A 24,549-nucleotide genomic window follows, 5' to 3' on the forward strand; every position below is an offset into this window, starting at 1 on the left:
CGTATTGCACTTAGTGTAATTTTGCAAACTGGTCGATTTCATGGCAAAACAGGTCATGAAAAGTTCATCCCGGAAGGAGGAAGGCCTGCGCGAGCGGAAGCGGCGCGAAACGCTGCATCGTATCGCCGAGCAGGGCCTTAAACTGTTTCTGACCAGGGGCTATGATGCCACCACGCTCGACGCGATCGCGGAGGCGGCGGGGATCTCGCGGCGGACGTTCTTCTACTACTTCAAGTCCAAGGAAGAGATCCTCCTGGCGTGGCAGGATGGTGGTTTCAGCGAGACCTTGCGTGCCGCCGTGCTCGAGCAAACGACCAAGCAGTCGCCGCTCGATGCCGCAAGGAACGGCCTGCTGGAGCTGACAGCCCGCTTCCCGGTCGATTACAAGCAAACAAAAGTGATCGAGCGCCTGATGTCCGCGAACGAGTCGCTTCGCATCCGGCAGCAGGCGAAATACGTCGAGAAGGAAGCTGCCGTGTTCGCGGCGCTGTCCCAGATGTGGCCGCAGCCGCATCGGCAGGCTGCGCTGCGCGTGGTCGCCATGATGTCGGTCGGAGCCTTGCGGCTTGCCATGGACAGTTGGAATCGCGACCAGGGCAAGCGGCCCTTGGCCGTCTACGTGAAAGAGGCTTTTGCGTGCCTGAACCGGGAGATCGGAGCGGGAGCCTCGCGCAAGGCTGCCGGTCGATCCGGCGAGTGAGTGAGGGCCGGCCCGGGCTCTCGATGGAAAAGCAATACGGCCGCGCGGTGGTGTTAAGCCCGCATCGGAGCTGTGACGCCGATCAGCGCCGGCGCGATGTCACGGATGTGCTCGAACACATGGTCGGGCCGAAGCGCCGTTAGCGCCGCCGGTGCCGCATAGCCCCAGCACACCGCGCCGCAGGCGATCCCGACCGCCCGCGCCGCGTCGATGTCGCGGACCTCGTCGCCGATCGAGATCACCCTGCTAGGCGCGACGCCGGCGCGGCGGATGACCCGGCGGAATTTCGCGGCCTTGCCGAACAGCGACGCTGCGCAGTCGAAATGCGAGAACAGCGCTGCGGCGTCCCCGAGCTTCTCGCGCGCATTGGCCTCGCTGTCGGACGTCACCAGCGCCAGCTGCACGCCGTTCTCGGCCAGCGTTCGCAGCATCGTCTCGACGTCTGCGAACAGCGAAATCTCGGAAGCCGCCTCCGCCTTCAGCCGCCGCGCATGCCGCGCGATCGCCGGCAGCTTCCACATGGGCACTTCGAGCTTGGCGAGGATCTCGCGCGACGAGGCGTGGCGCAGCTCCTCGACATCCTCGTCCTTTACGCGGCGAAAGCCGAAGCGGTCCGCGACGTCGTTGATGGTGCGCAGGAACCACGGGAAGCTGTCGGCGAGGGTACCGTCGAGGTCGAATATGGCGAGGGAATAGGGCATGAGGCCGGATTTTGAGCTCGCTGACAAGCGTGAGGTCGCGTGCTAATATTCGTGGAGTTCGAGGACAGCCATGCGACACGAGCGGATCGAAATCAACCCTGCGATCGGCCGTTACGTCGTGATCGACGAGGTTCGATTCCGATCTCGACCCCTGTAGCTCCCTCACCGCAACTTACGAACATCGACATTGATGTCGAGATCGATATTCGTCACGCAGGTCTGGGTGCTCCTATGCGAGCCGCCTTCATGCCAGCGGCCATCCCGCGCCCGGGCACCACTGACATTGGCCAGCTTCAGGCAGCGCCCATTGCGGCAGCGCCTGCTGCTTTCGCCTGCAAACTGCCAGGCCAGCACGGCTTCGTCACCGGACTTGTCGGTGCCGATGATATGCGGACAGAGCTCGCGACGGCGACCCTCGTAGACGCAAGGCACCTGTTGCTCGGCGAGGATCGCGTTCCGAAATAGCGTATAGGTTCGACTGGCTCATTGCTCCCTCCAGATCGATCATCTGGCCTTGCCAACCACTTGAGTGTAGTGATGCGGGACTGGAAGGGTAACCATGCCGATCAATGACACCCAGCTCAGCAAATTTCTGAGCCTGGTCCTGCGCCACCAGCCGGAAACGATCGGGTTGGTGCTGGATTCGCACGGGTGGGCCAGCATCGACGACCTGATCGCCAAGGCAAATGCCGCCGGCACAAAGTTTGGCCGCGACGATCTGCTGCGCGTCGGCGCAGAGAGCGACAAGAAGCGTTTCTCGCTATCCCCTGGAACTGATCGCATTCGCGCCGCGCAAGGACATTCCGTCTCGGTTGAACTTGGCTTGGCGCCGCAGGAGCCGCCGTCGATCCTGTATCATGGCACGGCGACACGGTTTGTCGAGGCGATCCTGTCCGAGGGCCTGAAGCCGCAGGCGCGCCAGCAGGTGCATCTGTCCTCCGACGAGGCAACTGCGCAGCGTGTCGGTCAGCGCCACGGCAAGCCGCACATCTTCAAGGTCGATGCCGGCAGCATGCATGCCAAGGGATTCAAGTTTTTTCGCGCAGAGAACGGTGTGTGGCTGACCGACCATGTGCCGCCGGAGTTCCTGGCGTAGCTTACGTCCTGGATTTCCAAACGGTCTCCTCGGTCCAGCCGAGTTCGGCGAATTCGGCGGCTCGCAGCGGCGCTTCGCCTTCCGCGAAGAACTCGTCGAGCTGCGGGGGCGCGACATCCGTTTCGCACAGCATGGCATGCGCCTGTCCGCGATGATGAATTTGATGCTGGAAGAGATGCATGAGCAGCCGGTCGCAGCGCTCGGTTTGAACGCTCGTATCGCGGTTGATCCGGACGAAGGCGTCGAGCCGTTCAGTTGTCAGCGCATCGCAGATCGCAATCAGGCGGTTGTCCATTGCGGCCTGAGCAGCTTTGAGCTCGGCTAACGAGGGGTACGGCACCTCGTTCTTCCAGGCTGCCGGTCCGAGCCAGCCCCCTTCAAGCGCATCGATGTAGAAGAAGTCGATGATGTAGATGTGGTTCAGCGTACGCTGCAGGCTTGGAAAGAAGCCGGTGCGGTGGGCTTCGAATTCAGACTGGGATAGCGCAGCGCAGGCGGCGAGCAGGCGATGGTTCGCCCAAGCGTTGTTGTGGGCGAAGGCGCGGTAGGTTTGGACGAGTCCAGCGGACATGTCGGTTCTTTCCCGATCGAATAGCGGCGGATTACGCTCCGCTAATCCGCCCTCAGCCCCGTGGCTTCGATGCAGCGCAATCTACTCCGCCGCCTCGCTCGCGGTTCGCCTCCGCTTCGGCTTCCGCGCCTTCTCCAGCACGGGAGCCAAAAATTTGCCCGTATAGCTTCGCGGCGCCTTCGCAATGTCTTCCGGAGGTCCCCACGCCACGATCTCGCCGCCGCCGTCGCCGCCTTCGGGGCCGAGATCGATGACCCAGTCGGCGGTCTTGATGACTTCGAGATTGTGCTCAATGACGACGACCGTGTTGCCCTGCGCGACCAGCTCGTGCAGGACCTCCAGGAGCTTCTTGACGTCGTGGAAGTGCAGGCCGGTGGTGGGCTCGTCCAGGATGTAGAGCGTGCGGCCGGTCGCGCGCTTTGACAATTCCTTTGCCAGCTTGACGCGCTGGGCTTCGCCGCCCGAGAGCGTCGTCGCTTGCTGGCCGACATGGATGTAGTCGAGGCCGACGCGGTGCAATGTCTGAAAAGTCTCGCGCACGCGCGGCACCGCCTTGAAGAACTCGGCAGCTTCCTCGACAGTCATGTCGAGCACGTCGGCGATGCTCTTGCCCTTGAACAGCACCTCCAGCGTCTCGCGGTTGTAGCGCTTGCCCTTGCAGACGTCGCAGGTGACGTAGACGTCGGGCAGGAAGTGCATCTCGATCTTGATGACGCCGTCGCCCTGGCAGGCCTCGCAGCGGCCGCCCTTGACGTTGAAGGAGAAGCGGCCGGGCTCGTAGCCACGTGCTTTCGCTTCCGGCAGGCCGGCGAACCATTCGCGGATCGGCGTGAACGCGCCGGTATAGGTCGCCGGATTCGAACGCGGCGTACGGCCGATCGGCGACTGGTCGATGTCGATGATCTTGTCGATGTGCTCGAGGCCCTCGATGCGGTCGTGCGGGGCGGCGCCCTCGCTGGCGTTGTTCAGCTTGCGGGCGATGGCGCGGTAGAGCGTATCGATCAGCAGCGTCGACTTGCCGCCGCCGGAGACGCCGGTGACGCAGGTAAACAGGCCGAGCGGAATTTCCGCCGTGACGTTCTTGAGGTTATTGCCTCGCGCATTCACCACCTTGATGGTGCGGCGGTGATTCGGCGGACGCCGCTCCGGCACCTCGACCTCGAGCTCGCCGGTGAGGTACTTGCCGGTCAGCGATTTCGGGTTGCGCATGATCTCGGCGGGCGTGCCTTCGGCGACGATGTTGCCGCCATGCATGCCGGCGCCGGGGCCGATGTCGAGCACATAGTCCGCAAGGCGGATGGCGTCCTCATCATGCTCGACCACGACCACGGTGTTGCCGAGGTCGCGCAGCCGCTTCAGCGTATCGAGCAGGCGGGCGTTGTCGCGCTGGTGCAGGCCGATCGAAGGCTCGTCCAGCACGTAGAGCACGCCTGTGAGCCCCGAGCCGATCTGCGAGGCGAGGCGGATGCGCTGGCTCTCGCCGCCGGACAGCGTGCCGGAGGAGCGGGACAGCGTCAGATAATTGAGGCCGACGTCGAGCAGGAAGGTGAGGCGCTCGCGGATCTCCTTCAGGATGCGGCCCGCGATCTCGTTCTGCTGCGCGTTCAGCGCCTCCGGCACGGTCTCGAACCATGCGCCGGCGCCCTTCACGGACAGCTCCGAGATTTCGCCGATATGCTTGCCGCCGACCTTGACGCAGAGCGCCTCGGGCTTGAGCCGAAAGCCCTTGCAGCCCTCGCAGGGGACGTCGTGGAAATATTTCGCCAGCTCCTCGCGGGCCCACTCGCTCTCGGTCTCGCGGTAGCGGCGGTTGATGTTGGTGATGACGCCTTCGAACGGCTTCTTGGTGTCGTAGGAGCGCACCCCGTCCTCGTAGGAGAACTTGATCTCGTCCTCGCCCGAGCCGTAGAGAATCGCGTTTTGCGTCTTCTTCGGCAGATCCTTCCACTTGGTGTCGAGCGTGAACTTGTAATGCTTGCCGAGCGCGGTCAGCGTCTGCACGTAATAGGGCGACGACGACTTGGCCCAGGGCGCGATCGCGCCCTTGCGCAGCGTCAGATCCTTCTCGGGGATGACGAGGTCTTCGTCGACATGCTGCTCGACGCCGAGGCCGCCGCAGGCGGGGCAGGCGCCGTAGGGATTGTTGAAGGAGAACAGGCGCGGCTCGATCTCGGGGATGGTGAAGCCGGAGACCGGGCAGGCGAACTTTTCCGAGAACAGGATGCGCTCGGGCCCGCTCTTGTCGTGGATTTTCGCGGTCTTCTTCTTTTCCTCCGCAGGCGCAGCCGCCGCGGGCGCATCGGCGAACTCGACGACGGCAAGGCCTTCGGCGAGCTTCAGCGCGGTCTCAAAGCTCTCGGCGAGGCGCTGGCCGATATCGGCACGCACCACGATGCGATCGACCACCACGTCGATGTCGTGCGGGAATTTCTTGTCGAGGCTAGGGGCTTCCGCCAGCTCATGGAAGGTACCGTCGATCTTGACGCGCTGAAAGCCCTTCTTGAGCCATTCGGCGAGCTCCTTCCTGTACTCGCCCTTGCGGCCTCGCACGACGGGGGCGAGCAGATAGAGGCGGGTGCCCTCGGGCAGCGCCAGCACGCGGTCGACCATCTGCGAGACGGTCTGGCTCTCGATCGGCAGGCCCGTGGCCGGCGAATAGGGCACGCCGACGCGGGCCCAGAGCAGGCGCATGTAGTCGTAGATCTCGGTGACGGTGCCGACGGTCGAGCGCGGGTTCTTCGACGTCGTCTTCTGCTCGATCGAGATCGCCGGCGACAGGCCGTCGATCTGGTCGACGTCGGGCTTCTGCATCATCTCCAGGAACTGGCGGGCATAGGCCGACAGCGATTCGACGTAGCGGCGCTGGCCCTCGGCATAGATGGTGTCGAAGGCGAGCGAGGATTTGCCGGAGCCGGATAGCCCGGTGAACACCACCAGCTTGTCGCGGGGAATCTCGACGTCGATATTCTTGAGGTTGTGCTCGCGCGCGCCGCGGATCGTAATTGCGCGCAGGCTGGAGCCCGCGTTCTGTTGTTGGCGCTTCGCCTTGATCACTTCATCCATCCGAGTTGCCCTCAAGGAAGCCCAAAGGTGCGCGATCGCGCCAACAAAAAAGGCGCGCTGCGCCCGGAACCGGGATCGGCGCCGATGGGTATGGCAGCGAACGTAGGAAGAACGGCGGCGGATTTCCAGTGGGACTTGCGAATCGTCAACGGATTGTTGGCGTGCTGGCGGGATCTGGCAGCAGGAACGCGCGGAACCGCTCCCGGAGCACCCAGCCAAAACAAAAAGGCCGGCGCGAGGCCGGCCTTTCGTGACGATGTGACGTCGATCGTGATCAGTACTTCGCGACCACCGGGCCACCGAAGGTGTAGTTGAGTCGAACGGTAGCCATGTCCACGTCCTGCTTGATGCTGTCGGTGCGAGTGGTCACGCCGAGGAAGGTGAAGGTCTCGTTGTGCCTGCCCATGAACAGGTGGTTGTATTCGACAGCGACCGACCAGTTCGGGGCGAAGCCGAATTCTATGCCGGTCCCGACGGTACCGCCCCAGCGCGTTTCGTTCGCGGTGTCGAGCGTAATGCCGCCAAAACTGCCAGTGTACTTGTTGTGAGTGACGGCAGCGCCGCCCTTCACGTACCAAAGCACGTTGTTCCAGGCATAACCGACCTGGCCAGTGAAGAGGCCAATGGCGTCGATCCTGGTCTCGTTCACCAGCGGCGCGAGCGCGGCAGGCGAGCTGATGTTCGAACCCTTCAGGTCAGCCCAGTCGCCCTGGGCTTCGAGACCGAATACCCAGTTGGCGGACTGCCAGCGATAACCGATCTGGCCGCCGACGAGTGCGCCGGTCGCATTGTGACAACCTTCGGCCACCGCCGGAGCGACCACGAAGGGGCCGACACTGGTGAGATCCCAACAGTTGCGGCTCCAGCCACCGCCGGCGTTGGCGCCGAGGTAGAAACCGCTCCAGTTGTACACCGCGATCGGTGCCACCGGAGCCTTGGTGTAGGGGCGGGCTGCCAAATCGGCCGCCGAGGCCGGTGCCAACGCGCTGAGTGCGAACAAGCTGGCCGAAGCCAGCAAAAGCTTCTTCATATCCATTCCCCACTTCCATTTCTCATTCCGGTCTTCCGGAGAGCGGAAGAGCAGCGGACCTTATGACTCAAGCAACGTCATTGCTTTTACACCATTGAAGCCAGAGGTTGTGTCACCCAGCGGCCACACCCCTTCGAAAAGCGCGAGCGAACGGGCGGCCGCAACAAACAAAAAGGCCGGCGCGAGGCCGGCCTTTCGTGACGATGTGACGTCGCGCTATCAGTACTTTAGATCAGTACTTGGCGACGACCGGGCCGCCGAAGTGATAGTTCACGCCGACCTGCACGGTGTGGAAGTTGAGCGTGCCGGTGGGCACGGCGCCCGAGAAGTAGGTCTCGCCGCCGAGGCTGCGATAGAGGTACTCGCCCTTGACCGACCAGTTCGGAGCGAAGAACGCCTCGACGCCAGCACCGACGGTCCATCCCGAGTGGAACTTGCTCTCGGAGATGGTCGCGCCCAGCGCGGTGAAGCTGAGCTTGTTGTCGATCCAAGCGTAACCACCGGTGCCGTAGAGCAGCACGTTGTTGACGGCCCAGCCGATGCGGCCACGCACGGTGCCCATCGCGTCGGTCTTCGAGCTTGCCGTCGCCGCAACCACGCCGACGCCAGGAACGAAAACGGCGCCAGTGGCTGAAGCGCTGACATCAGCCCACGCGCCGTCAGCCTCAATGCCGAACACGACGTTGCCGGTCTGCCAATTGTAGCCGGCAGTGCCGCCGACGAAGCCACCCTGCATCTTCGGGTCGCCCGAAGAGGCTTCCCATGCGCCGCCGCCGACGATACCGAGGTAGAAGCCGGTCCAGTTGTAGACCGAGGCAACAGGCGCAGGCGCCTTGGTGTAGGGGCGGGCTGCCAGATCAGCAGCCGAAGCGGGGGCCGCGAGAGCGAATACACAGGCCGAAGCCAACAAAACCTTCTTCATTTTCAACTTAATCCCAGTCCCAGTTTCTGTTGTTGCCTTCCGTGGCGGAAGGGCAGCGGACTCAAACGGCCCAACTGACGCCGTCTTTACACCACCAAAGCCGCAAGTTGTGTCTCCGAAAAGCCACAACAGTCCAAAAGGTGATGGTTACTGACTTATTTACGTCCAGGCATGTGCCGAAAAAAAGAAGGGCCGGCGCAGGGCCGGCCCTTCCATTTGCTCGCGAAATGAGAGGGATATCAGTACCTCGCGACCAACGGGCCGCCGAAGCGATAATTCAGGCGGACTAGACCCATGTCGACGTCCTGACTGATGCGATCGCTCCCGAAGGCAACGCCCGCAGGCGTCGTGAAGGCGATCGTACGGTCGCCGAGGAAGATGTGGTTGTACTCGACGCCGAGTGTCCAGTTCGGAGCAAATCCGAATTCCAGGCCGGCGCCAACGGTGCCGCCCCAGCGGGTCTCGCGAGCCGACGCCAGCAGCGTGCCGGCGCCAGGCGTGCCAGGCGCGGCATAGACGTCGTACTTGTCCCCGACTACGGCGGCGCCGCCCTTCACATAGAGCAGCACGTTGTTCCAGGCATAACCGACCTGGCCCGTGATCAGGCCAAAAGCATCGATGTGAGAGCGGTTACGATCACCGGTGACCAAAGCGCTTCCAGGGAAGAGGAGGCTGACGTTGTCCCCCGAGAAGTCAGCCCAGTTGCCCTGGCCCTCGAGGCCGAACACCCAATTGGCCGACTGCCAGCGGTAGCCGATCTGACCACCGACCGTGCCGCCGGTCGCATCGTGACAGCCTTCAGCCACCAGAACGCCCGTGACCGGGGTCACGAAGTCCCAGCACTTGCGGCTCGTGCCGCCGCCGCCGTTGACGCCGATGTAGAAGCCGCTCCAGTCGTAAACCGCGGCGACCGCCGGGGCCGGAGCCTTGGTGTAGGGACGCGCAGCCATATCCGCCGCGCTTGCCGGAGCCGACAGCCCCAATGCCATTGCACTGATTACGCCGAAAAGAATCTTATTCATTGCAGTCTCCCCAAGTTTCGTCCGCTTCATGAAAGTCCCCGAAGCGGCTGATCAGACGCGACACCCATATGAATCAATTCCAAGGCAAAGGTAGCCTAAGGAAAGGGCAGAGTCCGTCTCCGGAAAGCCACACTCGCCGGACTATTGACAGGTTCCATCTTGATGAATGTTAAGAGTTTTTTCCTATTCAAGGGAACTCGAAAAGGTTCCATTCGGGGCTGGCGTTTTTCGCGGCACGCGGGAAAATGTCTGCCCGCCCATGATGAAGAACAAATCTGGAACAAACGTGCGCGCGATGCTATATGTGGGGATAACCTTGGGGGTGGCAGGCTGATCGGTGCCCGCAAGCGTATAGGGTCGCCCTAGCGGGCGCAGAGGAACGCGGGCAGCGGATTCGCCCTTTTGAAATTCAGTGGCATTCGGAGTGGAGAGCGGCGATGGCGGGAAGCGTCAACAAGGTCATTCTGGTTGGAAATCTCGGCAAGGATCCCGAAATCCGCCGCACCCAGGACGGGCGGCCGATCGCGAATTTGAGCATCGCGACCTCGGAGACCTGGCGCGACAAGAACACCGGCGAGCGCAAGGAGAAGACCGAGTGGCATCGCGTCGTGATCTTCTCTGAGCCGCTTTGCAAGATCGTCGAACAGTATCTGAAGAAGGGCGCAAAGGTTTACATCGAAGGCGCGCTCCAGACCCGCAAGTACACCGACCAGAGCGGCGTCGAGAAATACTCGACCGAGGTCGTGCTGCAGGGCTTCAACTCAACGCTGACGATGCTGGACGGCCGCGGTGGCGGCGGCGGAGGTGGCAGCTTCGGCGACGAGCCGGGCGGCGACTTCGGCTCCTCCGGACCCGTCAGCAGCGCGCCGCGCCGTCCCGTTGCCGCCGGCGGCGGCCGCAACAGCGACATGGACGACGATATCCCGTTCTGAGAGGGCGGGATTACTCGACGGAGATGCGGCGGCAACCTTGGCGCCGCTTGCGCCTCCCCGTCAGGAGACATTCCTAATTGACTGAACAGGCTCGGATTTTCCGGGCCCGCTTCATGTGTGGGGTGAGATTCGTATCAAGCCGGGCAAAACGGGCTGACCGGAGGCCCCTTGACGCGTGTTCAGGCCGGCGTTGCGGGCGTTCATGAAGGACCGATTCCGAGGGCGTGCAGGGCGCTGTTCCGAAGCCGTAAGTTATTGGAAGAATAAGCGGAAAAAGGACTTTCCGAGGGCGGTCAGGGTGGTTATCCGACCCCGGATGCGCTATATGATTCCCAGACAAACCCTCACCGGATTCCCCCTTGGCTGACGACGATAACAAGCCCGGCGACCAGCCGGCGCACCCCTCGGACATTCGCCCCGTTTCGATCTACGAGGAGATGAAGAAGTCCTACCTCGATTACGCCATGAGCGTGATCGTGGCGCGTGCGCTGCCCGATGCCCGCGACGGGTTGAAGCCGGTCCATCGCCGCATCCTGTTCGCGATGAACAATCGCGGCGATACCCCGGATAAGAAGCACAAGAAGTCCGCCGGTGCCGTCGGCGAGGTCATGGGTAAGTACCACCCGCATGGCGACCAGGCGATCTACGACGCCTTGGTGCGCATGGCGCAGGACTTCTCGATGCGCGCGCCCTTGATCGACGGGCAGGGCAATTTCGGCTCGGTCGACGGCGATCCCCCGGCGGCGATGCGCTACACCGAGTCGCGCCTGACCAAGATCGCGCTGAAGCTGCTCGAGGACATCGACGACGATACGGTCGACTTCCAGGACAATTACGACGGCTCCGAAAGGGAGCCGGTGGTGCTGCCCGCCCGGTTCCCGAACCTCCTGGTCAACGGCGCCGGTGGCATCGCGGTCGGCATGGCCACCAACATCCCGCCGCACAATCTCGGCGAGGTGATCGACGCCTGCGTCGCGCTGATCGACAATCCGGCGCTGACGATCGACGAGCTCAACGCCATCATCCCGGGGCCTGATTTCCCGACCGGCGGCATCATTCTCGGACGCCAGGGCATCCGCAGCGCCTATCATCTCGGCCGCGGCTCCATCGTGATGCGCGGCAAGGTCACCTTCGAGACGCTCCGGAAAGAACGCGAGGCGATCGTCATCACCGAGATCCCGTATCAGGTGAACAAGGCGACGATGGTCGAGCGCATCGCCGAGCTCTACAAGGAAAAGAAGATCGAAGGCATCTCCGACCTGCGCGACGAGTCCGACCGCGACGGCTACCGCGTCGTCGTCGAGCTCAAGCGCGATGCCGTGCCCGACGTGGTACTGAACCAGCTCTACAAGTTCACGCCGCTGCAAACGAGCTTCGGCGTCAACGCCGTCGCGCTCGATTCCGGCCGTCCGCAGACCATGAACCTGAAGGACATGCTGACGATCTTCGTCGGCTTCCGCGAGCAGGTCGTGACCCGCCGGACCAAATACAAGCTGCGCAAGGCGCGCGAGCGCGCGCACGAGCAGGTCGGCCTCGCCATCGCGGTCGCCAATATCGACGAGATCATCAAGGTGATCCGGCACTCGCCGACGCCGGCCGCCGCCCGCGAGACCCTGATGACCCGCGACTGGGCCGCGCGCGACGTCGAGGACATCATCACGCTGATCGACGATCCCCGTCACCGCATCAACGAAGACGGGACGATCCGCCTCTCGCTGGAGCAGGCGAGGGCGATCCTGGAGCTGCGCCTGGCACGCCTCACCGCGCTCGGCCGCGACGAGATCGGCGAGGAGCTGTCCAAGCTCGCCGGCGAGATCAGCGATTATCTCGACATCCTGCGCTCACGCGCGCGCATCCTGGACATCATCAAGACCGAGCTTGCCGAGGTAAAGGCCGAGTTCGCAACGCCGCGCCGCACCGTGATCATGGAGCAGGAGGGCGAGGTCGAGGACGAGGACCTGATCCAGCGCGAGGACATGGTCGTCACGGTCTCGCACGCCGGCTACGTCAAGCGCGTGCCGCTGTCGGCCTACCGGGCGCAGCGCCGCGGCGGCAAGGGCCGCTCCGGCATGCAGACCCGCGACGAGGATTTCGTCAGCCGGCTCTTCGTCGCCTCGACCCATACTCCGGTGCTGTTCTTCTCCTCGCGCGGCCAGGTCTACAAGGAAAAGGTCTGGCGGCTGCCGATGGCCGCGCCGAACGCGCGCGGCAAGGCCATGATCAACATCCTGCCGCTGGAGCAGGGCGAGCGCATCACCACCATCATGCCGCTGCCGGAGGATGAATCGACCTGGGGCCAGCTCGACGTGATGTTCGCGACCACGGGCGGCAACGTCCGGCGCAACAAGCTGTCCGACTTCGTCGACGTCCGCCGCTCCGGCATCATCGCCATGAAGCTCGACGACAACGAGGCGATCGTCGACGTGCAGATCTGCACCGAGCGCGACGACGTGCTGCTGACCGCTGCGGGCGGCCAGTGCATCCGCTTCCCCGTCACCGATGTGCGCGTATTCACCGGGCGCACCTCGATGGGCGTGCGCGGCATTGCGCTCGGCGAAGGCGACAAGGTGATTTCGCTGGCGATCCTGCGCCACGTCGACACCACCTCGGACGAGCGCTCGGCCTATTTGAAGATGCGCCGCGCGGTCGCGGGCGAAGCCGCCGCAGACGAGGCGCCGGCCGATGCCGAGGCCGAGGAGACCTCGGGCAGCTTCCAGCTCCCGCAGGAGCGCTATGTCGAGATGTCGGCGCAGGAGCAAGTCGTGCTGACCGTCTCCGTCAACGGCTACGGCAAGCGGACCTCGTCCTACGAGTACCGCACCACCGGCCGCGGCGGCAAAGGCATCGTCGCTATGAGCGTCAACCACCGCAACGGCAATCTCGTCGCCTCGTTCCCCGTGGAGGAGGCGGATCAAATCATGCTGGTCACCGACAAGGGCCAGCTGATCCGCTGCCCGGTCGAAGGCATCCGCATCGCCGGCCGCTCGACGCAAGGCGTGATCGTGTTCGACACCGCCGAGGACGAGCACGTGGTGTCAGTCGAGCACATCACGGAAGAGGCCGAGAACGGGAATGGAGCGAACGGGGAATAGAGGCTGGCGAATCGGGACTCATCCACCCGCCGTTCCTCGCAGCCGATAGTGCCCCCTGAACGAGATCGCGCCCATCGGGCCATTCCGACGGGCGCGAGCGTCGCGTAGTCTGCGACGAGACGTCACAAAAATTCCTGGGGTCTTGAGGGACCCGCCCGACGCGAACCTGAACAGATCCGATTACGGCGTGCGGTTGGCGGTCACGAGGCGGGCCTCGCGGACGTTGGCCTTGGTGCCGGCGCTACGCAGGCAGGACGCTTCGAAGTTCGGCCAGGCCTGCTGCGAGCAGTCACGGCCGATGCTGCGGATGTCGAGCCGGTCGCTCTTGGCCAGCGGCTGCGGCACGCTGGCTTCGACCTTCGGGGCAAAGCCGGGCAGGAGGGTGAGGGCCGCGGCAACACACGCAGACAGAGCGATCGCTGAAATGGTCTTGATCATGACAGTCCCCTGTGATGCGGCCGCCTACGCCCAGCACGCGGCCCGTCATTCGTTGGCCGGATTAGTAACCATGGCCAGTTTCCGGACGTCTTCGCCGATGTGGGAAATGGTTTCGTTCGCGCTCCGTTTTGTTTCGTGGCCGCCCGAGGACGAAACAAACCGGCTGCCGCTGACGCCCAACGGGACATTTTCGGAGGGGCTGGACCGGAAACGGGCTAGGAAACCTGCCCGGCTTGCCGGCCCGGGCGGGGCGCGGTAGGACGGGGCCATGCCGCGCATCGCCTTCTACCCAGGTTCCTTCGACCCCATCACCAACGGCCATCTGGACGTGGTCCGGCACAGCGTTTCCTTGTGCGACAGGCTCGTGGTCGCGATCGGGGTGCATCCCGGCAAGAAGCCGCTGTTCTCGACCGAGGAGCGCCTCAAGATGCTCGAGGACGTCTGCGGTCCGATCGCGGCGCAGGCCGGCTGCGTGCTGGAGGCGACGACGTTCGACGATCTGTCGGTGACCGCGGCGCGCAAGCACGGCGCGACCATCATGATCCGGGGCCTGCGCGACGGCACCGACCTCGATTACGAGATGCAGCTCGCAGGCATGAACGAGGCCATGGCGCCGGAGGTGCATACGGTCTTCCTGCCGGCCTCTCCCATGGTCCGCCCGATCACCGCCACTTTGGTGCGCCAGATCGCCGGCATGGGCGGGGACGTCTCGGCCTTCGTCCCGCCGCAGGTCGCGGCACAGCTCAAGGCCAAATTCGCCTGAAAACGGCGCGCTTCCTCTTCTCTCTGATCCGGAGTTGTCATGATCCGAATTCTCGCAGTTCTTGCCGCGCTTCTGTTCGCGGCGCCGGCGGTGGCGCAGCAATTGCCGGCAAATCTCGACAAGGCCAACGCCATCGTCATCGACAGCACCAAGGGCCGCATCGTCATCAAGCTCAGGACCGACATCGCGCCGCAGCATGCCGAGCGCATCAAGCAGCTCGCACGTGAGGGATTCTACAACAACGTGCCGTTCCACCGCGTCATGGACGGATTCATGGCGCAGACCGGCGACGGCGAGAAATTCAACGGCACCGGCGGCTCGAAATACCCGAACCTGAAGCAGGAATTCTCCAAGGTGCATTTTGCCCGCGGCATCGTCGGCATGGCCCGGCGCGGCGACAGCGTCGACAGCGCCAACTCGCAGTTCTTCATCATGTTCGCCGACGGCGGCAGCCTCGACGGCCAGTACACCGTGATCGGCGAGGTGGTGCAGGGCATGGACGTCGTCGACAAGCTGAAGAAGGCGCCCTCCGGCTCGCCCGGCGGCTCCGTCACCGATCCCGACAAGATGGTGAAGGTGCAGGTCGCCTCAGACATCAAATAGGCGCGGCCATGGCGCGCCGCGGTGGCAGGCTCCTGCTGGTTGCCGCGGTGCTGTTGCTCGCCACCTCCCGTGCGGCCGTGGAGGCCGCCCAGGTCGACACGATCCAGGACATCTTCCGGCACCTGCGCACCTGCTGGAGACCGCCGTCGCCGGCGAGGGCCCGCCCACTCGACATCACCGTCCTGGTGAGCTTTAACCGGGCCGGAAACATTCTGGGCCATCCGAGGATTACCTATGAATCCGCGGAGGCCTCTGACAACGACCGGCTGCAATACCGGATCGCGGTGATGGAGGCGTTGCAACGCTGCACGCCGGTGCCATTTACCGATGCAATGGCCGGCGCCGCCGCGGGACGTCCATTCGCGATCCAGTTCCGCAGCCGCAAGACGTCACCCGACAAGACTTCACCCCCAACGCAAGAGAGACGAGCATGAGCGTCACCGAAAACACCCTGATCCTCGAGACCACGCAGGGCCCCGTCACCATCGAGATGCGCCCCGATCTCGCGCCCGGCCATGTCGCGCGTATCAAGGAGCTGGTCCGTGAGGGCTTCTACGACGGCATCGTATTTCACCGCGTGATCGAGGGCTTCATGGCGCAGACCGGCTGCCCGCACGGCACCGGCACCGGCGGCTCCGGCAAGAAGCTGAAGGCCGAGTTCAACAAGGAGCCGCATGTGCGCGGCACCGCCTCGATGGCCCGCGCCGCCAATCCCGATTCCGGCGACAGCCAGTTCTTCATCTGCTTCGACGACGCCCGCTTCCTCGACAACCAGTACACGGTGTGGGGCAAGGTCACCGAGGGCATGGAGAACGTCGACAAGATCAAGCGCGGCGAGCCGGTGCAGAACCCCGACAAGATCGTCAAGGCGCGCATGGCCGCAGACAAGGAATAGTCACTCGATCCTCATCCTGAGGAGCGCGGAACGCGCGTCTCGAAGGATGAAGGCCCCACTGCTGCAACCCGGCCTTCATGGTTCGAGACGGCGCTAAGCGCCTCCTCACCATGAGGGTCTGGCTGTGTCGCGCCAAGCCTGCTCATGCGCACCGATCTCTTCGATTTCGATCTGCCGCCCGAGCGCATCGCGCTGCGCCCGGCGAGCCCGCGCGATTCCGCGAGGATGCTGGTCGTCGAGAATGGCGCGCTGCGCGATCAGATCATTTCCGACCTGCCGCAATGGCTGAGGCCCGGCGACCAGCTCGTCGTCAACGACACCAAGGTGATTGCGGCGCAATTGAAGGGCCGCCGCATCGGCCGCGACACCGAGCCGAAGATCGAGGCGACGCTGATCAAGCGCCTCGACGGCTCGCGCTGGCAGGCGCTGGTGAAGCCGGCCAAGAAGCTCGCCCCCGGCGACCGCATCCGCTTCGGCAACGAAGGCAAGGTCTGCCTGCTCGGTCATCTCGACGCCGAGGTCGAGGCCAAGGGCACCGAGGGCGAGGTGACGCTGGCGTTCTCGTTCCACGGCCCGGCGCTGGACCAGGCCATCGCCGATCTCGGCAGCCCGCCGCTGCCGCCCTATATCGCCTCCAAGCGCACGCCAGACGATCAGGACCTCGCTGACTACCAGACCATGTTCGCGGCGAATGAAGGCGCAGTTGCAGCGCCGACCGCGGGGCTGCATTTCACGCCCGCGCTGGAGCAGGCGCTGCGCGACCGCGGCGTCGGCCTCAACCGCGTGACGCTGCATGTCGGGGCAGGGACGTTCCTGCCGGTGAAGGTCGACGACACCGAAGCCCACAAGATGCACGCCGAGTGGGGCACGATCTCGGCCGCAACGGCGGCGCGGCTCAACGCCGCGCGGGAGACCGGCGGCCGTATCGTTGCCGTCGGCACCACGTCATTGCGGCTGCTCGAAAGCGCAGCGCGCGAGGACAGCACAATCCAGCCATTCGCCGCCGAGACGTCGATCTTCATCACGCCCGGCTATCGCTTCCGCGCAGTCGATATTCTGATGACGAATTTCCATTTGCCGAAGTCGACGCTGTTCATGCTGGTGTCGGCATTTTCGGGGCTGGAGACGATGAAGCAGGCCTATGCTCACGCGATCGCGAGCGGATACCGGTTCTATTCGTATGGCGATGCGTGTTTGCTGCTTCGGGCCGAGCGGTAGGGTGGATTAGCCGTCAGGCGTAATCCACCGCTTCTGTTTCCGCGGATATGAAAGAGGTGGGTTACGCCCAGCGGCCGCGCTTCGCGCATCCGCTAGGCTAACCCACCCTACGCACCTCCCGTTACGCCATCACCTTCTGCGGTAACAGCTCGGCGATCTGCACCGCATTGAGCGCCGCGCCCTTGAGCAGCTGGTCGGCCGCCACGAACATCGAGATCGAATGGCCGGTGGGATCGCTGAGATCCTTGCGGATGCGACCGACCAGGACGTCGTCCTGGCCCGAGGCGTCGATCGGCATCGGGAAGTAGTTCTTGGCGCGGTCGTCGACCACCTTGACGCCGGGCGCCCGCGCCATGATGGCACGGACCTGGTCCTCGCTGATCGGCTTCTCGCATTCGAAGGTGATGGCTTCGCAATGGGCGCGCAGCACCGGCACGCGCACGCAGGTGACGCCGACGGCGATGCTTTCGTCCTCGAAGATCTTGCGGGTCTCCTTGATGACCTTGGTCTCTTCGTCGTTGTAGCCGGTCTCGGGGTCGATGGCGGTGTTGTGGTTGAACAGGTTGAAGGCGTAGGGGTGTGGCATCACCTTCGGCGTATAGACCTGCCCGTTGAGGTTGGCGCGGGTGGATTCGACGAGCTCCTCCATCGCGGCGGCGCCGGCGCCGCTGGCCGCCTGATAGGTCGAGATGATCACGCGCTTGATGCGGTTCTGCTGGTGGATCGGCCACAGCGGCACCAGCGCGGTGATCGCGGCGCAGTTCGGGTTCGCAATGATGCCCTTGTGGTCGCGGATGCGGCTCGCGTTGATCTCGGGGATCACCAGCGGCACGTTTGCGTCCATGCGGAAGGCCGAGGAATTGTCGACCACGACGGCGCCGGCCTTCACCGCGATCGGTGCATACTTCCTGGAGATGCTGCCGCCGGCGGAGAACAGCGCGATGTCGACGCCGTCGAAGGAGCGCTCGGTCAACTCCTCGATGGCCACGCTCTGCCCGCGGAACGACACCGTCTTGCCGGCCGAGCGGGCGCTCGCCAGTGCCTTGAGCTTGCCGACGCGAAAGCCGCGCTTGTCCATGGTGGCGATGAATTCGGCGCCCACCGCACCGGTGACGCCGACAATCGCGACGACGGGATCGTTACTCACTTTGTCCTCCGTTGCATTGAGAATTTAGACAACAAAAAAGCCCCGGACCATCGAGGGCGGGGCTTGCCGTAGAGCTGATGCGTTTAAGTCGACGACCTACGCGCGCACGCCTCCCCGGGCCCCTTCGGCCGTGGTGGTTTTGGTCGTGCGTTTGGTAGTCGTGAACATGGCGGCGACTTATGCGGGAGAGTCTTGCGGCCGTCAATGGCTTTTCGGCCCGGCCGATGCCGGGGGCAGCCTGCCGCTATTTGGCACCCGCTATTTCCCCTTGGCGCCAGGCGGCTCCAGGGTGACCTCCTTGAGGTCGTCGCCGCTGACGACGACGATCGAGAAGTTCAGCCGGCCGCGCTCGCGGACCAGCCCGCCGCTGATGGCCTTGCCTGCGGCGGCGCGCTCGGCGACGCGTACGGCATCGGAGAGGCGGTGCCTGATCGCACCCAGCGCTGCGAGGTTGCTGCGGTCCTCGCGGTCGAGCTCGGTGAGGGGTAGGGCCGCTTCCCCGCCGACCAGTTCGCCGGTCGCAGCATTGATGGTGTGGCGCCAGATCCGGTCGTTGTGCAGTGTCTTCACCCGGTAGACCGGCACGCCCGAGCCGCCATCGAAGCTCACATCGGCGGTGGTGGCGCCGGCATGGCGGGCTTCGGCAATCGCCATGGCCTGGCTGATCGTGATCGAGGAGCCGCGGAATCGCTCTATTTCGCGGCTGACTGCCTGGCGGTCCGCTTCGGCATCACCATCTGTGTCGCTGTGAAGCGCGGTCGGCGTGCTCGCGGTCACGACAGCATGTGCCGGCGCAGCGATGAGCAACGCGGGCAATGCGATCGCAAGCAGGTGCGAGGTCCATCGTTGGGCAGTCGTCATGCTCGAAACCCTCGGCCAGCGAGTGTGCCGGATGATCGTAAAGAATTCGCGGCCGGCCTTGGGCATCGGCCGGCCGCGGAGCGCCGCGGCGGGCTGTACCCGCCGCGGCGATCTGGGTGATACGGGCCTCCTTTGGGGCTGGTGAAAAAAGCGGTCCGCATCGCCTTATAACTAAACCATACCGTATCGTTTTATTTCGGTCAATGACGCCGCACCGTCGCCCCCTGGGGAAAGCACGCAAGCTCACGGAATTGTCAGCGGGAGGAGCGGCGCCGTGGCGCGAGTTTCGAGGTGTCCTGGACGCGGTCGGCAGGTCCCAGCGCGCCGGCCAGGAACAGCTTGATCGCCGCGCGCATGCGCTTCTCGGCAGCCTTCAGCTCCAGCGCCGTTCCGAACGTCGCCATACGATGGGTGTGGCCGACGACGACGTCGAGGAACACCTCGGCTGCGATGGTGGTGTCGTCGACATCGAGCGCGCCTTGCGCCACCAGATGGTCGAAGAAGCGCGCCGTGGTGGCGACGGCCTTCAGCCAGCCTTCCTCCTTGCCGAGCTTGGCGACGTCGGGGAAGTTGATGGCCTGTGCCGTCATCATGCGGCTAAAGGCGACGGCATCCGGGCCGCAGGTGAAGGTCAGCATCTCGCGTCCGATCTCGACCAGCCGCTGCTCGACCGGGATGTTCGAGGCGCTGGAGAGCTGCGTCTCCGCCGCCGCCGACAGCGGCGCAAGCCAGCGCTCGATCTCGCGCCTCAGCACGGCCGCGAACAGACCGCGCTTGTCGCCATAGCGGGAATAGACGGTGGGCTTGCTGACCCGCGCAGCTTCCGCGACCGCATCGAGCGAGGTCGCATCAAAGCCGCGATCAAGGAACAGGCGGGTGGCGACCTCGATCAGCCGCAGATCGCGCTCGATCGCAGCGGTCTTCGTCGGCCGGCCACCACGCGATTTCGGCACCTCGCGCCGTGGCGCTGCCGGTCTTGTCCTGGTCGCAGTCAATCCCATGCCCAATGATTCCTGCGCGGTCGTGATATCGGTCATTCGCTCTATATCGCGCAGGAGCGGAGGCGTCATCGCGAATCTGGCCGAATTGGCCATATCGTCAACGGTTTCGGTATTGCCTCGTTCCGTCACGAGGGATCACGGCAGCGTCGAGGTCCAGGCCTGGCCGGATGCAGCCTTCTCGTATCCGTACTGGTAGAGCGCCCGCATATAGGTTGTGTCGAACCCTTCCGACGGCGGCGCAGGATAGTCGCGCGCGATGTAGGAGAGATGGAAGCCCAGCCGGTTACGCTTGGCGAAATCGTAGGTCGAGAAGATGATCGAGCGCGTCTGCGATTGGGTGATCGCCGACAGGCTGCGCGAGGCGACGTCGATGGTGCCGTTGGAGACGAGCTCGAAGTTGCGTTCGATCTTCTTGTTGACGAGGATGTAGATGTCCACCTTCGCATTGCCGGGCAGACGGCCACTCTGGAACAGCAGAGCTTCGGGCAAGGTCAGCACCGGCGCGGTCACGCCGCCGTCGACATGCATCTCCTGAAACTTGCGGCCCCCGCCTTCGGCATCGATCATGATGGGCGGAAACACCAGGGGAATGCTGGCGGAGGCCGCCATCACGTCGCGAAACAGCTTGAGTGCCTCGGGCGTTCCGACCGCGGCAATCTTGCCCATGTCCCAGATCGCGGTGCGTTGCGTGTCGAGGTCGGTCGTCACCACGAGCAGCCTGCGGCCCTTGGCGTGCTCGCGCGCGACTTGCGCCATGATCTCGGGCCCGACATAGCGTGCAACGAGCTCGCGCAGCCGCGTGTTGCCGAACAGGCCGGATCCGAACAGCACGCGCATGATGCTGGGATCGTTCAGGAGGCTCTCCGCGATGCCGCTGGTGTAGACCTCCTTCAGCGTGTCGTCATATTGCGGTCCGAGAAACGCGAACGGCGCGATCAGGCCGCCGGTGCTGACTCCCGAGACGACCGAGAAGGTGGGGCGGGTTCGGGCCGCGGTCCAGCCGTTGAGCACGCCGACGCCATAGGCGCCGTCAGCGCCGCCGCCGGACAGCGCCAGATAGGTTCTCGTCGCAGTGCTGTTGTCTTTATCGAAGCTGAACTTGGTGACCGGCTCGTCGGCGTAGCGCCGGAGGCCGTCGATATCCAGCACGCGCGAGGCGCTGGCTTCAGCGGCCGTGTAGGGCGTGCGGGGCAGGGCGGTGCAGGCGCCGAGCGCCAGGCTGCAGATCAGGACCACCGATCCGATCAGGCCGACGCCAGTCTGCCTGATCCGGTCACGCGAGGAGACGGATGGGTCGGTCGAACACGAAGGGTACGGCATTGTCGGTGGCTGGCGATCACGCATCTACCGCCGCCGGCAAATTCGCCGCGGCATCTCGTCCAGCCCCGCGCACAAAACTACACGGTATCGTTTCGTTTGACAAGGGCGCGGGCACACTATCCTTGTGTGGGTCGGTGTCCCAGTCTGATGCACAAACCGGCCCGAGCGCGGTCGGCGGGTTGATCAGCCTGCTCCGACACGCAATAAGCACCGCCATGAATCCCGACAATGACCTTCCCAATCACTTTGAGTTGCTCGCCACCGACGGGGCCGCGCGCACCGGGCGCCTGACCACCCCGCATGGCGTGGTGCGGACCCCGGCCTTCATGCCGGTCGGCACCGCCGGTGCCATGAAGGGCATGCACTGGCGCGAGGTGCGCGATGCCGGCGCCGACATCGTGCTCGGCAACACCTACCATCTGATGCTGCGTCCAAGCGCCGAGCGGATCGCGGCGCTCGGCGGCCTGCAGACGTTCACAGGCTGGAACGGACCGATGTTGACCGATTCCGGCGGCTTCCAGGTGATGTCGCTGGCGGATTTGCGCAAGGTCAGCGAGCACGCCGTCACGTTCCGCTCGCACATCGACGGCGCCAAGGTCGAGCTGTCGCCGGAGCGGTCGATCGAGGTGCAGCGTTTGCTCGGCTCCGACATCGCCATGCAGATGGATGAATGCGTACGGTTGCCTGCCGAGCGCGCCGACATCGAGCGCGCGATGCAATTGTCGCTGCGCTGGGCGGAGAGAAGCAAGCGCGCCTTCGCGAGCGCCCCGGATGGCTACATGCTGTTCGGCATCGTGCAGGGCGGCGACGTGCCCGAGCTGCGCCATGCGAGCGCGCAAGGCCTGGTCGGGATCGGCTTCCATGGCTATGCGATCGGCGGGCTCGCCGTCGGCGAACCGCAGGCGGTCATGCTGGCGATGATCGACGAGACCGCGCCGCTGCTGCCGAAGCAGCGGCCACGCTATCTGATGGGCGTCGGCACGCCCGACGATATCCTCGAAGCGGTGAAGCGCGGCATCGATATGTTCGACTGCGTGATGCCGACCCGCAACGGCCGGCACGGCGTCGCCTTCACGCGCTACGGCCAGGTCAATTTGCGCAACGCGCGCCATGCCGACGATCCACGCCCGCTCGATGAAGAGAGCTCATGGCCGTCGACGCGGAACTGCGCGCGCGCCTATCTGCATCATCTCGTCAAGGCCGGCGAGACGCTGGGCGCGATGCTGCTGTCCGAGATCAATGTCGCGTACTACCAGTCCCTGATGCAGGGCATCAGGGACGCGATCGCGCAAGGAAATTTCGAGGAGTTCTATCAGCGTACGCGCGCGGACTGGGCGAGGGGCGATATCGCCCCGCGCTAGCTCAACAGTCCAAACTCAGTTGCACACGAGCCGCCGCTTCACGGCATGCTTGGTCACGAAGCCGTAGCCGCAATTGTCGCAAGTCCAGAGGTAGCTGATGATGTGGTCCGAGACGTAGGCAGATGCTTCAGCGGCGACCATGGAGTCGGCGCAGACGGGACAGGTCGGCAACTCGCTGCAACGCGGATCACGCCTTAGCGCTACGGTCGACATCACTTCAGCAACCGCTGACATCGTGGTGACCTCCCTGCTTTGAGACCTAAGTCTAACATAAGCAGAATCAGTTGACGAGGTCGCAACACAAATGCGTTGGTTTTCTGCTAATTAAAGCTCACGCGATTTTGCGATGCAGCGTATTTAACATGTGCTGCATTGCCGCTTGCGTGTCGCCGCAAGCTGTCCGTAACTGCGCAGGGCCGCGACAGACGTGCAGATCGTCGCCACAGGGAGTTCATCATGGACGTATCGTCCAACACGGGTGCAGCGCACCAACCCGGCCGTGGCCGGATCTATGACTCGATCGTCGATGCCTTCGGCAACACGCCCATCGTGCGCTTGCGCCGGCTGCCCGGCATGCACGACGTGAACGCGACCATTTTGGCAAAACTAGAATATTTCAATCCTGCCGCGAGCGTGAAGGACCGCATCGGCGCGGCCATGATCATCGCGATGGAGAAGGCGGGCATCGTCAAGCCGGACACCGTGCTGATCGAGCCGACCTCCGGCAATACCGGCATTGCGCTCGCCTTCGTCGCGGCCTCCCGCGGCTACCGGCTCAAGCTGGTGATGCCGGAATCGATGTCGATCGAGCGACGCAAGATGCTGGCCTTTCTCGGCGCGGAGCTGGTGCTGACGCCGGCGGCGCAGGGCATGAAGGGCGCCATCGCGGCCGCCGAGGAGCTCTTGAAGACGACGCCGAATTCGGTGATGCCGCAGCAGTTCAAGAACCTCGCCAATCCGGAGGTGCACCGCCGCACCACCGCGGAGGAGATCTGGAACGACACCGGCGGCAGCATCGACTTCTTCGTGGCCGGCGTCGGCACCGGCGGCACGATCACCGGCGTCGGCCAGGTACTCAAGCCGCGCAAGCCGGGCTTGCGTGTGGTCGCGGTCGAGCCGGAGGAGAGCCCGGTGCTCTCGGGGGGACAGCATACTCCGCACAAGATCCAAGGCATTGGTGCCGGCTTCGTCCCTGACATCCTCGACCGCTCCGTGATCGATGAGATCGTGAAGATCAACTCGACCACGGCGATCGAGACCTCGCGCGCGCTGGCGCGGCATGAGGGCATTCCGGGCGGCATCTCCTCGGGCGCCGCGATCGCCGCTGCACTCGAGATCGGCAAGCGGCCGGAAGCTTCCGGGAAGACCATCCTGGCGATCGTGCCGTCCTTCTCCGAGCGGTATCTTTCGACGGCTCTGTTTGAGGGAATCTAGGACATGGCGGATCAACCGAGACGGCCGCGCACGCTGGGCGATGCCAGGACCGAGGCCGAGGCGGCGTTCAAGAAGGTGACGGCCAAGGTCGCCACGGCGCCGCCCAAGCAAAACGCCGTGCCCGGCATCAAGGAGCAGGTCACGCTGCGCATCGACCAGGACGTGCTGGAGTTCTTCCAGGAGGGCGGTCCCGGCTGGCAGGATCGCATCAACGAGGCGCTGCGCAAGGTGGCGGGGAAGTAGACTTCGCGGATGGGCTGTAGCTTCTCATCCTGAGGAGCTTGCGAAGCAAGCGTCTCGAAGGATGAAGGCCCCGCTGGTCGAGGCGCGCCTTCATGGTTCGAGACGGCGCTTCGCGCCTCCTCACCATGAGGATCAC

The 24,549-nt window shown here is 64.4% G+C and carries 25 protein-coding genes; 12 read left to right on the forward strand and 13 right to left on the reverse strand.

The genetic code is table 11. The features are described from left to right. Positions 1-55 precede the first annotated feature (55 nt). Positions 56-700, forward strand: a complete 645-nt coding sequence (locus tag I6F09_RS31505) for a TetR/AcrR family transcriptional regulator (protein ID WP_036028176.1) — start codon at positions 56-58, stop codon at positions 698-700. 53 nt (positions 701-753) lie between these two features. On the opposite strand, the gene I6F09_RS31510 is transcribed toward I6F09_RS31505, so the two are convergent. Both I6F09_RS31510 and I6F09_RS31515 read right to left on the reverse strand, forming a co-directional pair. Beyond that, positions 754-1,401, reverse strand: a complete 648-nt coding sequence (locus I6F09_RS31510) for an HAD-IA family hydrolase (RefSeq protein ID WP_036012680.1) — start codon at positions 1,399-1,401, stop codon at positions 754-756. Positions 1,402-1,563: 162 nt separating this feature from the next. Further along, complete coding sequence (locus I6F09_RS31515; protein WP_225189801.1) at positions 1,564-1,833, reverse strand: hypothetical protein; 270 nt, start codon at positions 1,831-1,833, stop codon at positions 1,564-1,566. A 127-nt stretch (positions 1,834-1,960) separates the two neighbouring features. Here I6F09_RS31515 and I6F09_RS31520 point away from each other — a divergent pair, with 127 nt between their 5' ends. Further along, positions 1,961-2,497: an RNA 2'-phosphotransferase gene (locus I6F09_RS31520; RefSeq protein WP_225189802.1), complete on the forward strand. Its 537-nt coding sequence runs from the start codon at positions 1,961-1,963 to the stop codon at positions 2,495-2,497. A gap of 1 nt (position 2,498) precedes the next feature. Here the strand turns inward: I6F09_RS31520 and I6F09_RS31525 are convergent, their stop codons facing one another. From I6F09_RS31525 to I6F09_RS31545, 5 genes are all read right to left on the reverse strand, one after another. After that, positions 2,499-3,068: a DinB family protein gene (locus I6F09_RS31525; protein WP_036028166.1), complete on the reverse strand. Its 570-nt coding sequence runs from the start codon at positions 3,066-3,068 to the stop codon at positions 2,499-2,501. 81 nt (positions 3,069-3,149) lie between these two features. Then, complete coding sequence (gene uvrA / locus I6F09_RS31530; RefSeq protein ID WP_036028164.1) at positions 3,150-6,131, reverse strand: excinuclease ABC subunit UvrA; 2,982 nt, start codon at positions 6,129-6,131, stop codon at positions 3,150-3,152. A gap of 274 nt (positions 6,132-6,405) precedes the next feature. Beyond that, positions 6,406-7,161: an outer membrane beta-barrel protein gene (locus tag I6F09_RS31535; protein ID WP_225189815.1), complete on the reverse strand. Its 756-nt coding sequence runs from the start codon at positions 7,159-7,161 to the stop codon at positions 6,406-6,408. A 232-nt stretch (positions 7,162-7,393) separates the two neighbouring features. Then, positions 7,394-8,083 (reverse strand): outer membrane protein, encoded by a 690-nt coding sequence (locus tag I6F09_RS31540; protein WP_057029259.1) that lies wholly within the window; start codon positions 8,081-8,083, stop codon positions 7,394-7,396. Between the two features lie 239 nt (positions 8,084-8,322). Then, a complete protein-coding gene (locus I6F09_RS31545) occupies positions 8,323-9,105 on the reverse strand; it encodes an outer membrane beta-barrel protein (protein ID WP_036028162.1) in 783 nt (260 codons plus the stop codon). 437 nt (positions 9,106-9,542) lie between these two features. Between I6F09_RS31545 and I6F09_RS31550 the strand changes: the two genes are divergently transcribed. Further along, the gene (locus tag I6F09_RS31550) at positions 9,543-10,037 is read left to right on the forward strand and encodes a single-stranded DNA-binding protein (protein ID WP_025036423.1); all 495 of its coding nucleotides are present in this window, start codon (positions 9,543-9,545) and stop codon (positions 10,035-10,037) included. 359 nt (positions 10,038-10,396) lie between these two features. Then, positions 10,397-13,129, forward strand: a complete 2,733-nt coding sequence (gyrA, locus tag I6F09_RS31555) for a DNA gyrase subunit A (protein ID WP_225189803.1) — start codon at positions 10,397-10,399, stop codon at positions 13,127-13,129. 180 nt (positions 13,130-13,309) lie between these two features. Here the strand turns inward: gyrA and I6F09_RS31560 are convergent, their stop codons facing one another. Next, a complete protein-coding gene (locus I6F09_RS31560) occupies positions 13,310-13,567 on the reverse strand; it encodes a hypothetical protein (protein WP_036012649.1) in 258 nt (85 codons plus the stop codon). A 268-nt stretch (positions 13,568-13,835) separates the two neighbouring features. Here I6F09_RS31560 and coaD point away from each other — a divergent pair, with 268 nt between their 5' ends. From coaD to queA, 5 genes are all read left to right on the forward strand, one after another. Then, complete coding sequence (gene coaD, locus I6F09_RS31565; RefSeq protein ID WP_036028155.1) at positions 13,836-14,330, forward strand: pantetheine-phosphate adenylyltransferase; 495 nt, start codon at positions 13,836-13,838, stop codon at positions 14,328-14,330. Positions 14,331-14,369: 39 nt separating this feature from the next. Then, positions 14,370-14,933: a peptidylprolyl isomerase gene (locus tag I6F09_RS31570; protein ID WP_225189804.1), complete on the forward strand. Its 564-nt coding sequence runs from the start codon at positions 14,370-14,372 to the stop codon at positions 14,931-14,933. 8 nt (positions 14,934-14,941) lie between these two features. Beyond that, complete coding sequence (locus I6F09_RS31575; RefSeq protein WP_036028153.1) at positions 14,942-15,367, forward strand: hypothetical protein; 426 nt, start codon at positions 14,942-14,944, stop codon at positions 15,365-15,367. Beyond that, entirely contained in the window at positions 15,364-15,828 is a 465-nt protein-coding gene (locus I6F09_RS31580) for a peptidylprolyl isomerase (protein WP_018642141.1), read from the forward strand. Before I6F09_RS31575 ends, I6F09_RS31580 begins: the two co-directional genes overlap by 4 nt. 144 nt (positions 15,829-15,972) lie before the next feature. Beyond that, a complete protein-coding gene (gene queA / locus I6F09_RS31585) occupies positions 15,973-17,046 on the forward strand; it encodes a tRNA preQ1(34) S-adenosylmethionine ribosyltransferase-isomerase QueA (RefSeq protein ID WP_225189805.1) in 1,074 nt (357 codons plus the stop codon). Positions 17,047-17,167: 121 nt separating this feature from the next. Here queA and I6F09_RS31590 read toward each other — a convergent pair whose 3' ends face one another. The 4 genes from I6F09_RS31590 to I6F09_RS31605 form a co-directional block, all read right to left on the reverse strand. After that, positions 17,168-18,193, reverse strand: coding sequence for an aspartate-semialdehyde dehydrogenase (locus I6F09_RS31590; protein WP_225189806.1), 1,026 nt, complete (start codon positions 18,191-18,193; stop codon positions 17,168-17,170). Between the two features lie 258 nt (positions 18,194-18,451). After that, entirely contained in the window at positions 18,452-19,054 is a 603-nt protein-coding gene (locus I6F09_RS31595; RefSeq protein ID WP_225112458.1) for a PepSY domain-containing protein, read from the reverse strand. A 254-nt stretch (positions 19,055-19,308) separates the two neighbouring features. After that, complete coding sequence (locus tag I6F09_RS31600; protein WP_036012628.1) at positions 19,309-20,055, reverse strand: TetR/AcrR family transcriptional regulator; 747 nt, start codon at positions 20,053-20,055, stop codon at positions 19,309-19,311. A 135-nt stretch (positions 20,056-20,190) separates the two neighbouring features. Then, positions 20,191-21,399 carry a patatin-like phospholipase family protein gene (locus I6F09_RS31605; RefSeq protein ID WP_225189807.1) on the reverse strand — a complete coding sequence of 403 codons (1,209 nt, stop codon included), beginning with the start codon at positions 21,397-21,399 and terminating at the stop codon, positions 20,191-20,193. 191 nt (positions 21,400-21,590) lie between these two features. Between I6F09_RS31605 and tgt the strand changes: the two genes are divergently transcribed. Next, on the forward strand, positions 21,591-22,736 hold the full coding sequence (gene tgt, locus I6F09_RS31610; protein ID WP_036028145.1) for a tRNA guanosine(34) transglycosylase Tgt: 1,146 nt from the start codon (positions 21,591-21,593) through the stop codon (positions 22,734-22,736). A gap of 15 nt (positions 22,737-22,751) precedes the next feature. Here the strand turns inward: tgt and I6F09_RS31615 are convergent, their stop codons facing one another. After that, complete coding sequence (locus I6F09_RS31615) at positions 22,752-22,970, reverse strand: hypothetical protein (RefSeq protein WP_036028144.1); 219 nt, start codon at positions 22,968-22,970, stop codon at positions 22,752-22,754. A 222-nt stretch (positions 22,971-23,192) separates the two neighbouring features. Between I6F09_RS31615 and cysK the strand changes: the two genes are divergently transcribed. Together cysK and I6F09_RS31625 are read left to right on the forward strand one after the other, a co-directional pair. Then, positions 23,193-24,170 (forward strand): cysteine synthase A, encoded by a 978-nt coding sequence (gene cysK, locus I6F09_RS31620; protein ID WP_036012610.1) that lies wholly within the window; start codon positions 23,193-23,195, stop codon positions 24,168-24,170. A gap of 3 nt (positions 24,171-24,173) precedes the next feature. Continuing rightward, the gene (locus tag I6F09_RS31625) at positions 24,174-24,413 is read left to right on the forward strand and encodes a BrnA antitoxin family protein (protein WP_036012607.1); all 240 of its coding nucleotides are present in this window, start codon (positions 24,174-24,176) and stop codon (positions 24,411-24,413) included. The last annotated feature ends 136 nt before the right edge of the window (positions 24,414-24,549 follow it).

The sequence above is a fragment of the Bradyrhizobium sp. IC3195 genome (genome assembly GCF_020193585.1).
Classification (GTDB): Bacteria; Pseudomonadota; Alphaproteobacteria; order Rhizobiales; family Xanthobacteraceae; genus Bradyrhizobium; species Bradyrhizobium yuanmingense.

Bases quoted from the DNA above. Each gene is read 5' to 3' on its own strand.
- I6F09_RS31505 (WP_036028176.1), top strand. From the start codon at position 56: ATGAAAAGTTCATCCCGGAAGGAGGAAGGCCTGCGCGAGCGGAAGCGG.
- I6F09_RS31510 (WP_036012680.1), bottom strand. From the start codon at position 1,401: ATGCCCTATTCCCTCGCCATATTCGACCTCGACGGTACCCTCGCCGAC.
- I6F09_RS31520 (WP_225189802.1), top strand. From the start codon at position 1,961: ATGCCGATCAATGACACCCAGCTCAGCAAATTTCTGAGCCTGGTCCTG.
- I6F09_RS31525 (WP_036028166.1), bottom strand. From the start codon at position 3,068: ATGTCCGCTGGACTCGTCCAAACCTACCGCGCCTTCGCCCACAACAAC.
- uvrA (WP_036028164.1), bottom strand. From the start codon at position 6,131: ATGGATGAAGTGATCAAGGCGAAGCGCCAACAACAGAACGCGGGCTCC.
- I6F09_RS31535 (WP_225189815.1), bottom strand. From the start codon at position 7,161: ATGAAGAAGCTTTTGCTGGCTTCGGCCAGCTTGTTCGCACTCAGCGCG.
- I6F09_RS31540 (WP_057029259.1), bottom strand. From the start codon at position 8,083: ATGAAGAAGGTTTTGTTGGCTTCGGCCTGTGTATTCGCTCTCGCGGCC.
- I6F09_RS31545 (WP_036028162.1), bottom strand. From the start codon at position 9,105: ATGAATAAGATTCTTTTCGGCGTAATCAGTGCAATGGCATTGGGGCTG.
- I6F09_RS31550 (WP_025036423.1), top strand. From the start codon at position 9,543: ATGGCGGGAAGCGTCAACAAGGTCATTCTGGTTGGAAATCTCGGCAAG.
- I6F09_RS31560 (WP_036012649.1), bottom strand. From the start codon at position 13,567: ATGATCAAGACCATTTCAGCGATCGCTCTGTCTGCGTGTGTTGCCGCG.
- coaD (WP_036028155.1), top strand. From the start codon at position 13,836: ATGCCGCGCATCGCCTTCTACCCAGGTTCCTTCGACCCCATCACCAAC.
- I6F09_RS31570 (WP_225189804.1), top strand. From the start codon at position 14,370: ATGATCCGAATTCTCGCAGTTCTTGCCGCGCTTCTGTTCGCGGCGCCG.
- I6F09_RS31575 (WP_036028153.1), top strand. From the start codon at position 14,942: ATGGCGCGCCGCGGTGGCAGGCTCCTGCTGGTTGCCGCGGTGCTGTTG.
- I6F09_RS31580 (WP_018642141.1), top strand. From the start codon at position 15,364: ATGAGCGTCACCGAAAACACCCTGATCCTCGAGACCACGCAGGGCCCC.
- queA (WP_225189805.1), top strand. From the start codon at position 15,973: ATGCGCACCGATCTCTTCGATTTCGATCTGCCGCCCGAGCGCATCGCG.
- I6F09_RS31595 (WP_225112458.1), bottom strand. From the start codon at position 19,054: ATGACGACTGCCCAACGATGGACCTCGCACCTGCTTGCGATCGCATTG.
- I6F09_RS31600 (WP_036012628.1), bottom strand. From the start codon at position 20,055: ATGGGATTGACTGCGACCAGGACAAGACCGGCAGCGCCACGGCGCGAG.
- I6F09_RS31605 (WP_225189807.1), bottom strand. From the start codon at position 21,399: ATGCGTGATCGCCAGCCACCGACAATGCCGTACCCTTCGTGTTCGACC.
- tgt (WP_036028145.1), top strand. From the start codon at position 21,591: ATGAATCCCGACAATGACCTTCCCAATCACTTTGAGTTGCTCGCCACC.
- I6F09_RS31615 (WP_036028144.1), bottom strand. From the start codon at position 22,970: ATGTCAGCGGTTGCTGAAGTGATGTCGACCGTAGCGCTAAGGCGTGAT.
- cysK (WP_036012610.1), top strand. From the start codon at position 23,193: ATGGACGTATCGTCCAACACGGGTGCAGCGCACCAACCCGGCCGTGGC.
- I6F09_RS31625 (WP_036012607.1), top strand. From the start codon at position 24,174: ATGGCGGATCAACCGAGACGGCCGCGCACGCTGGGCGATGCCAGGACC.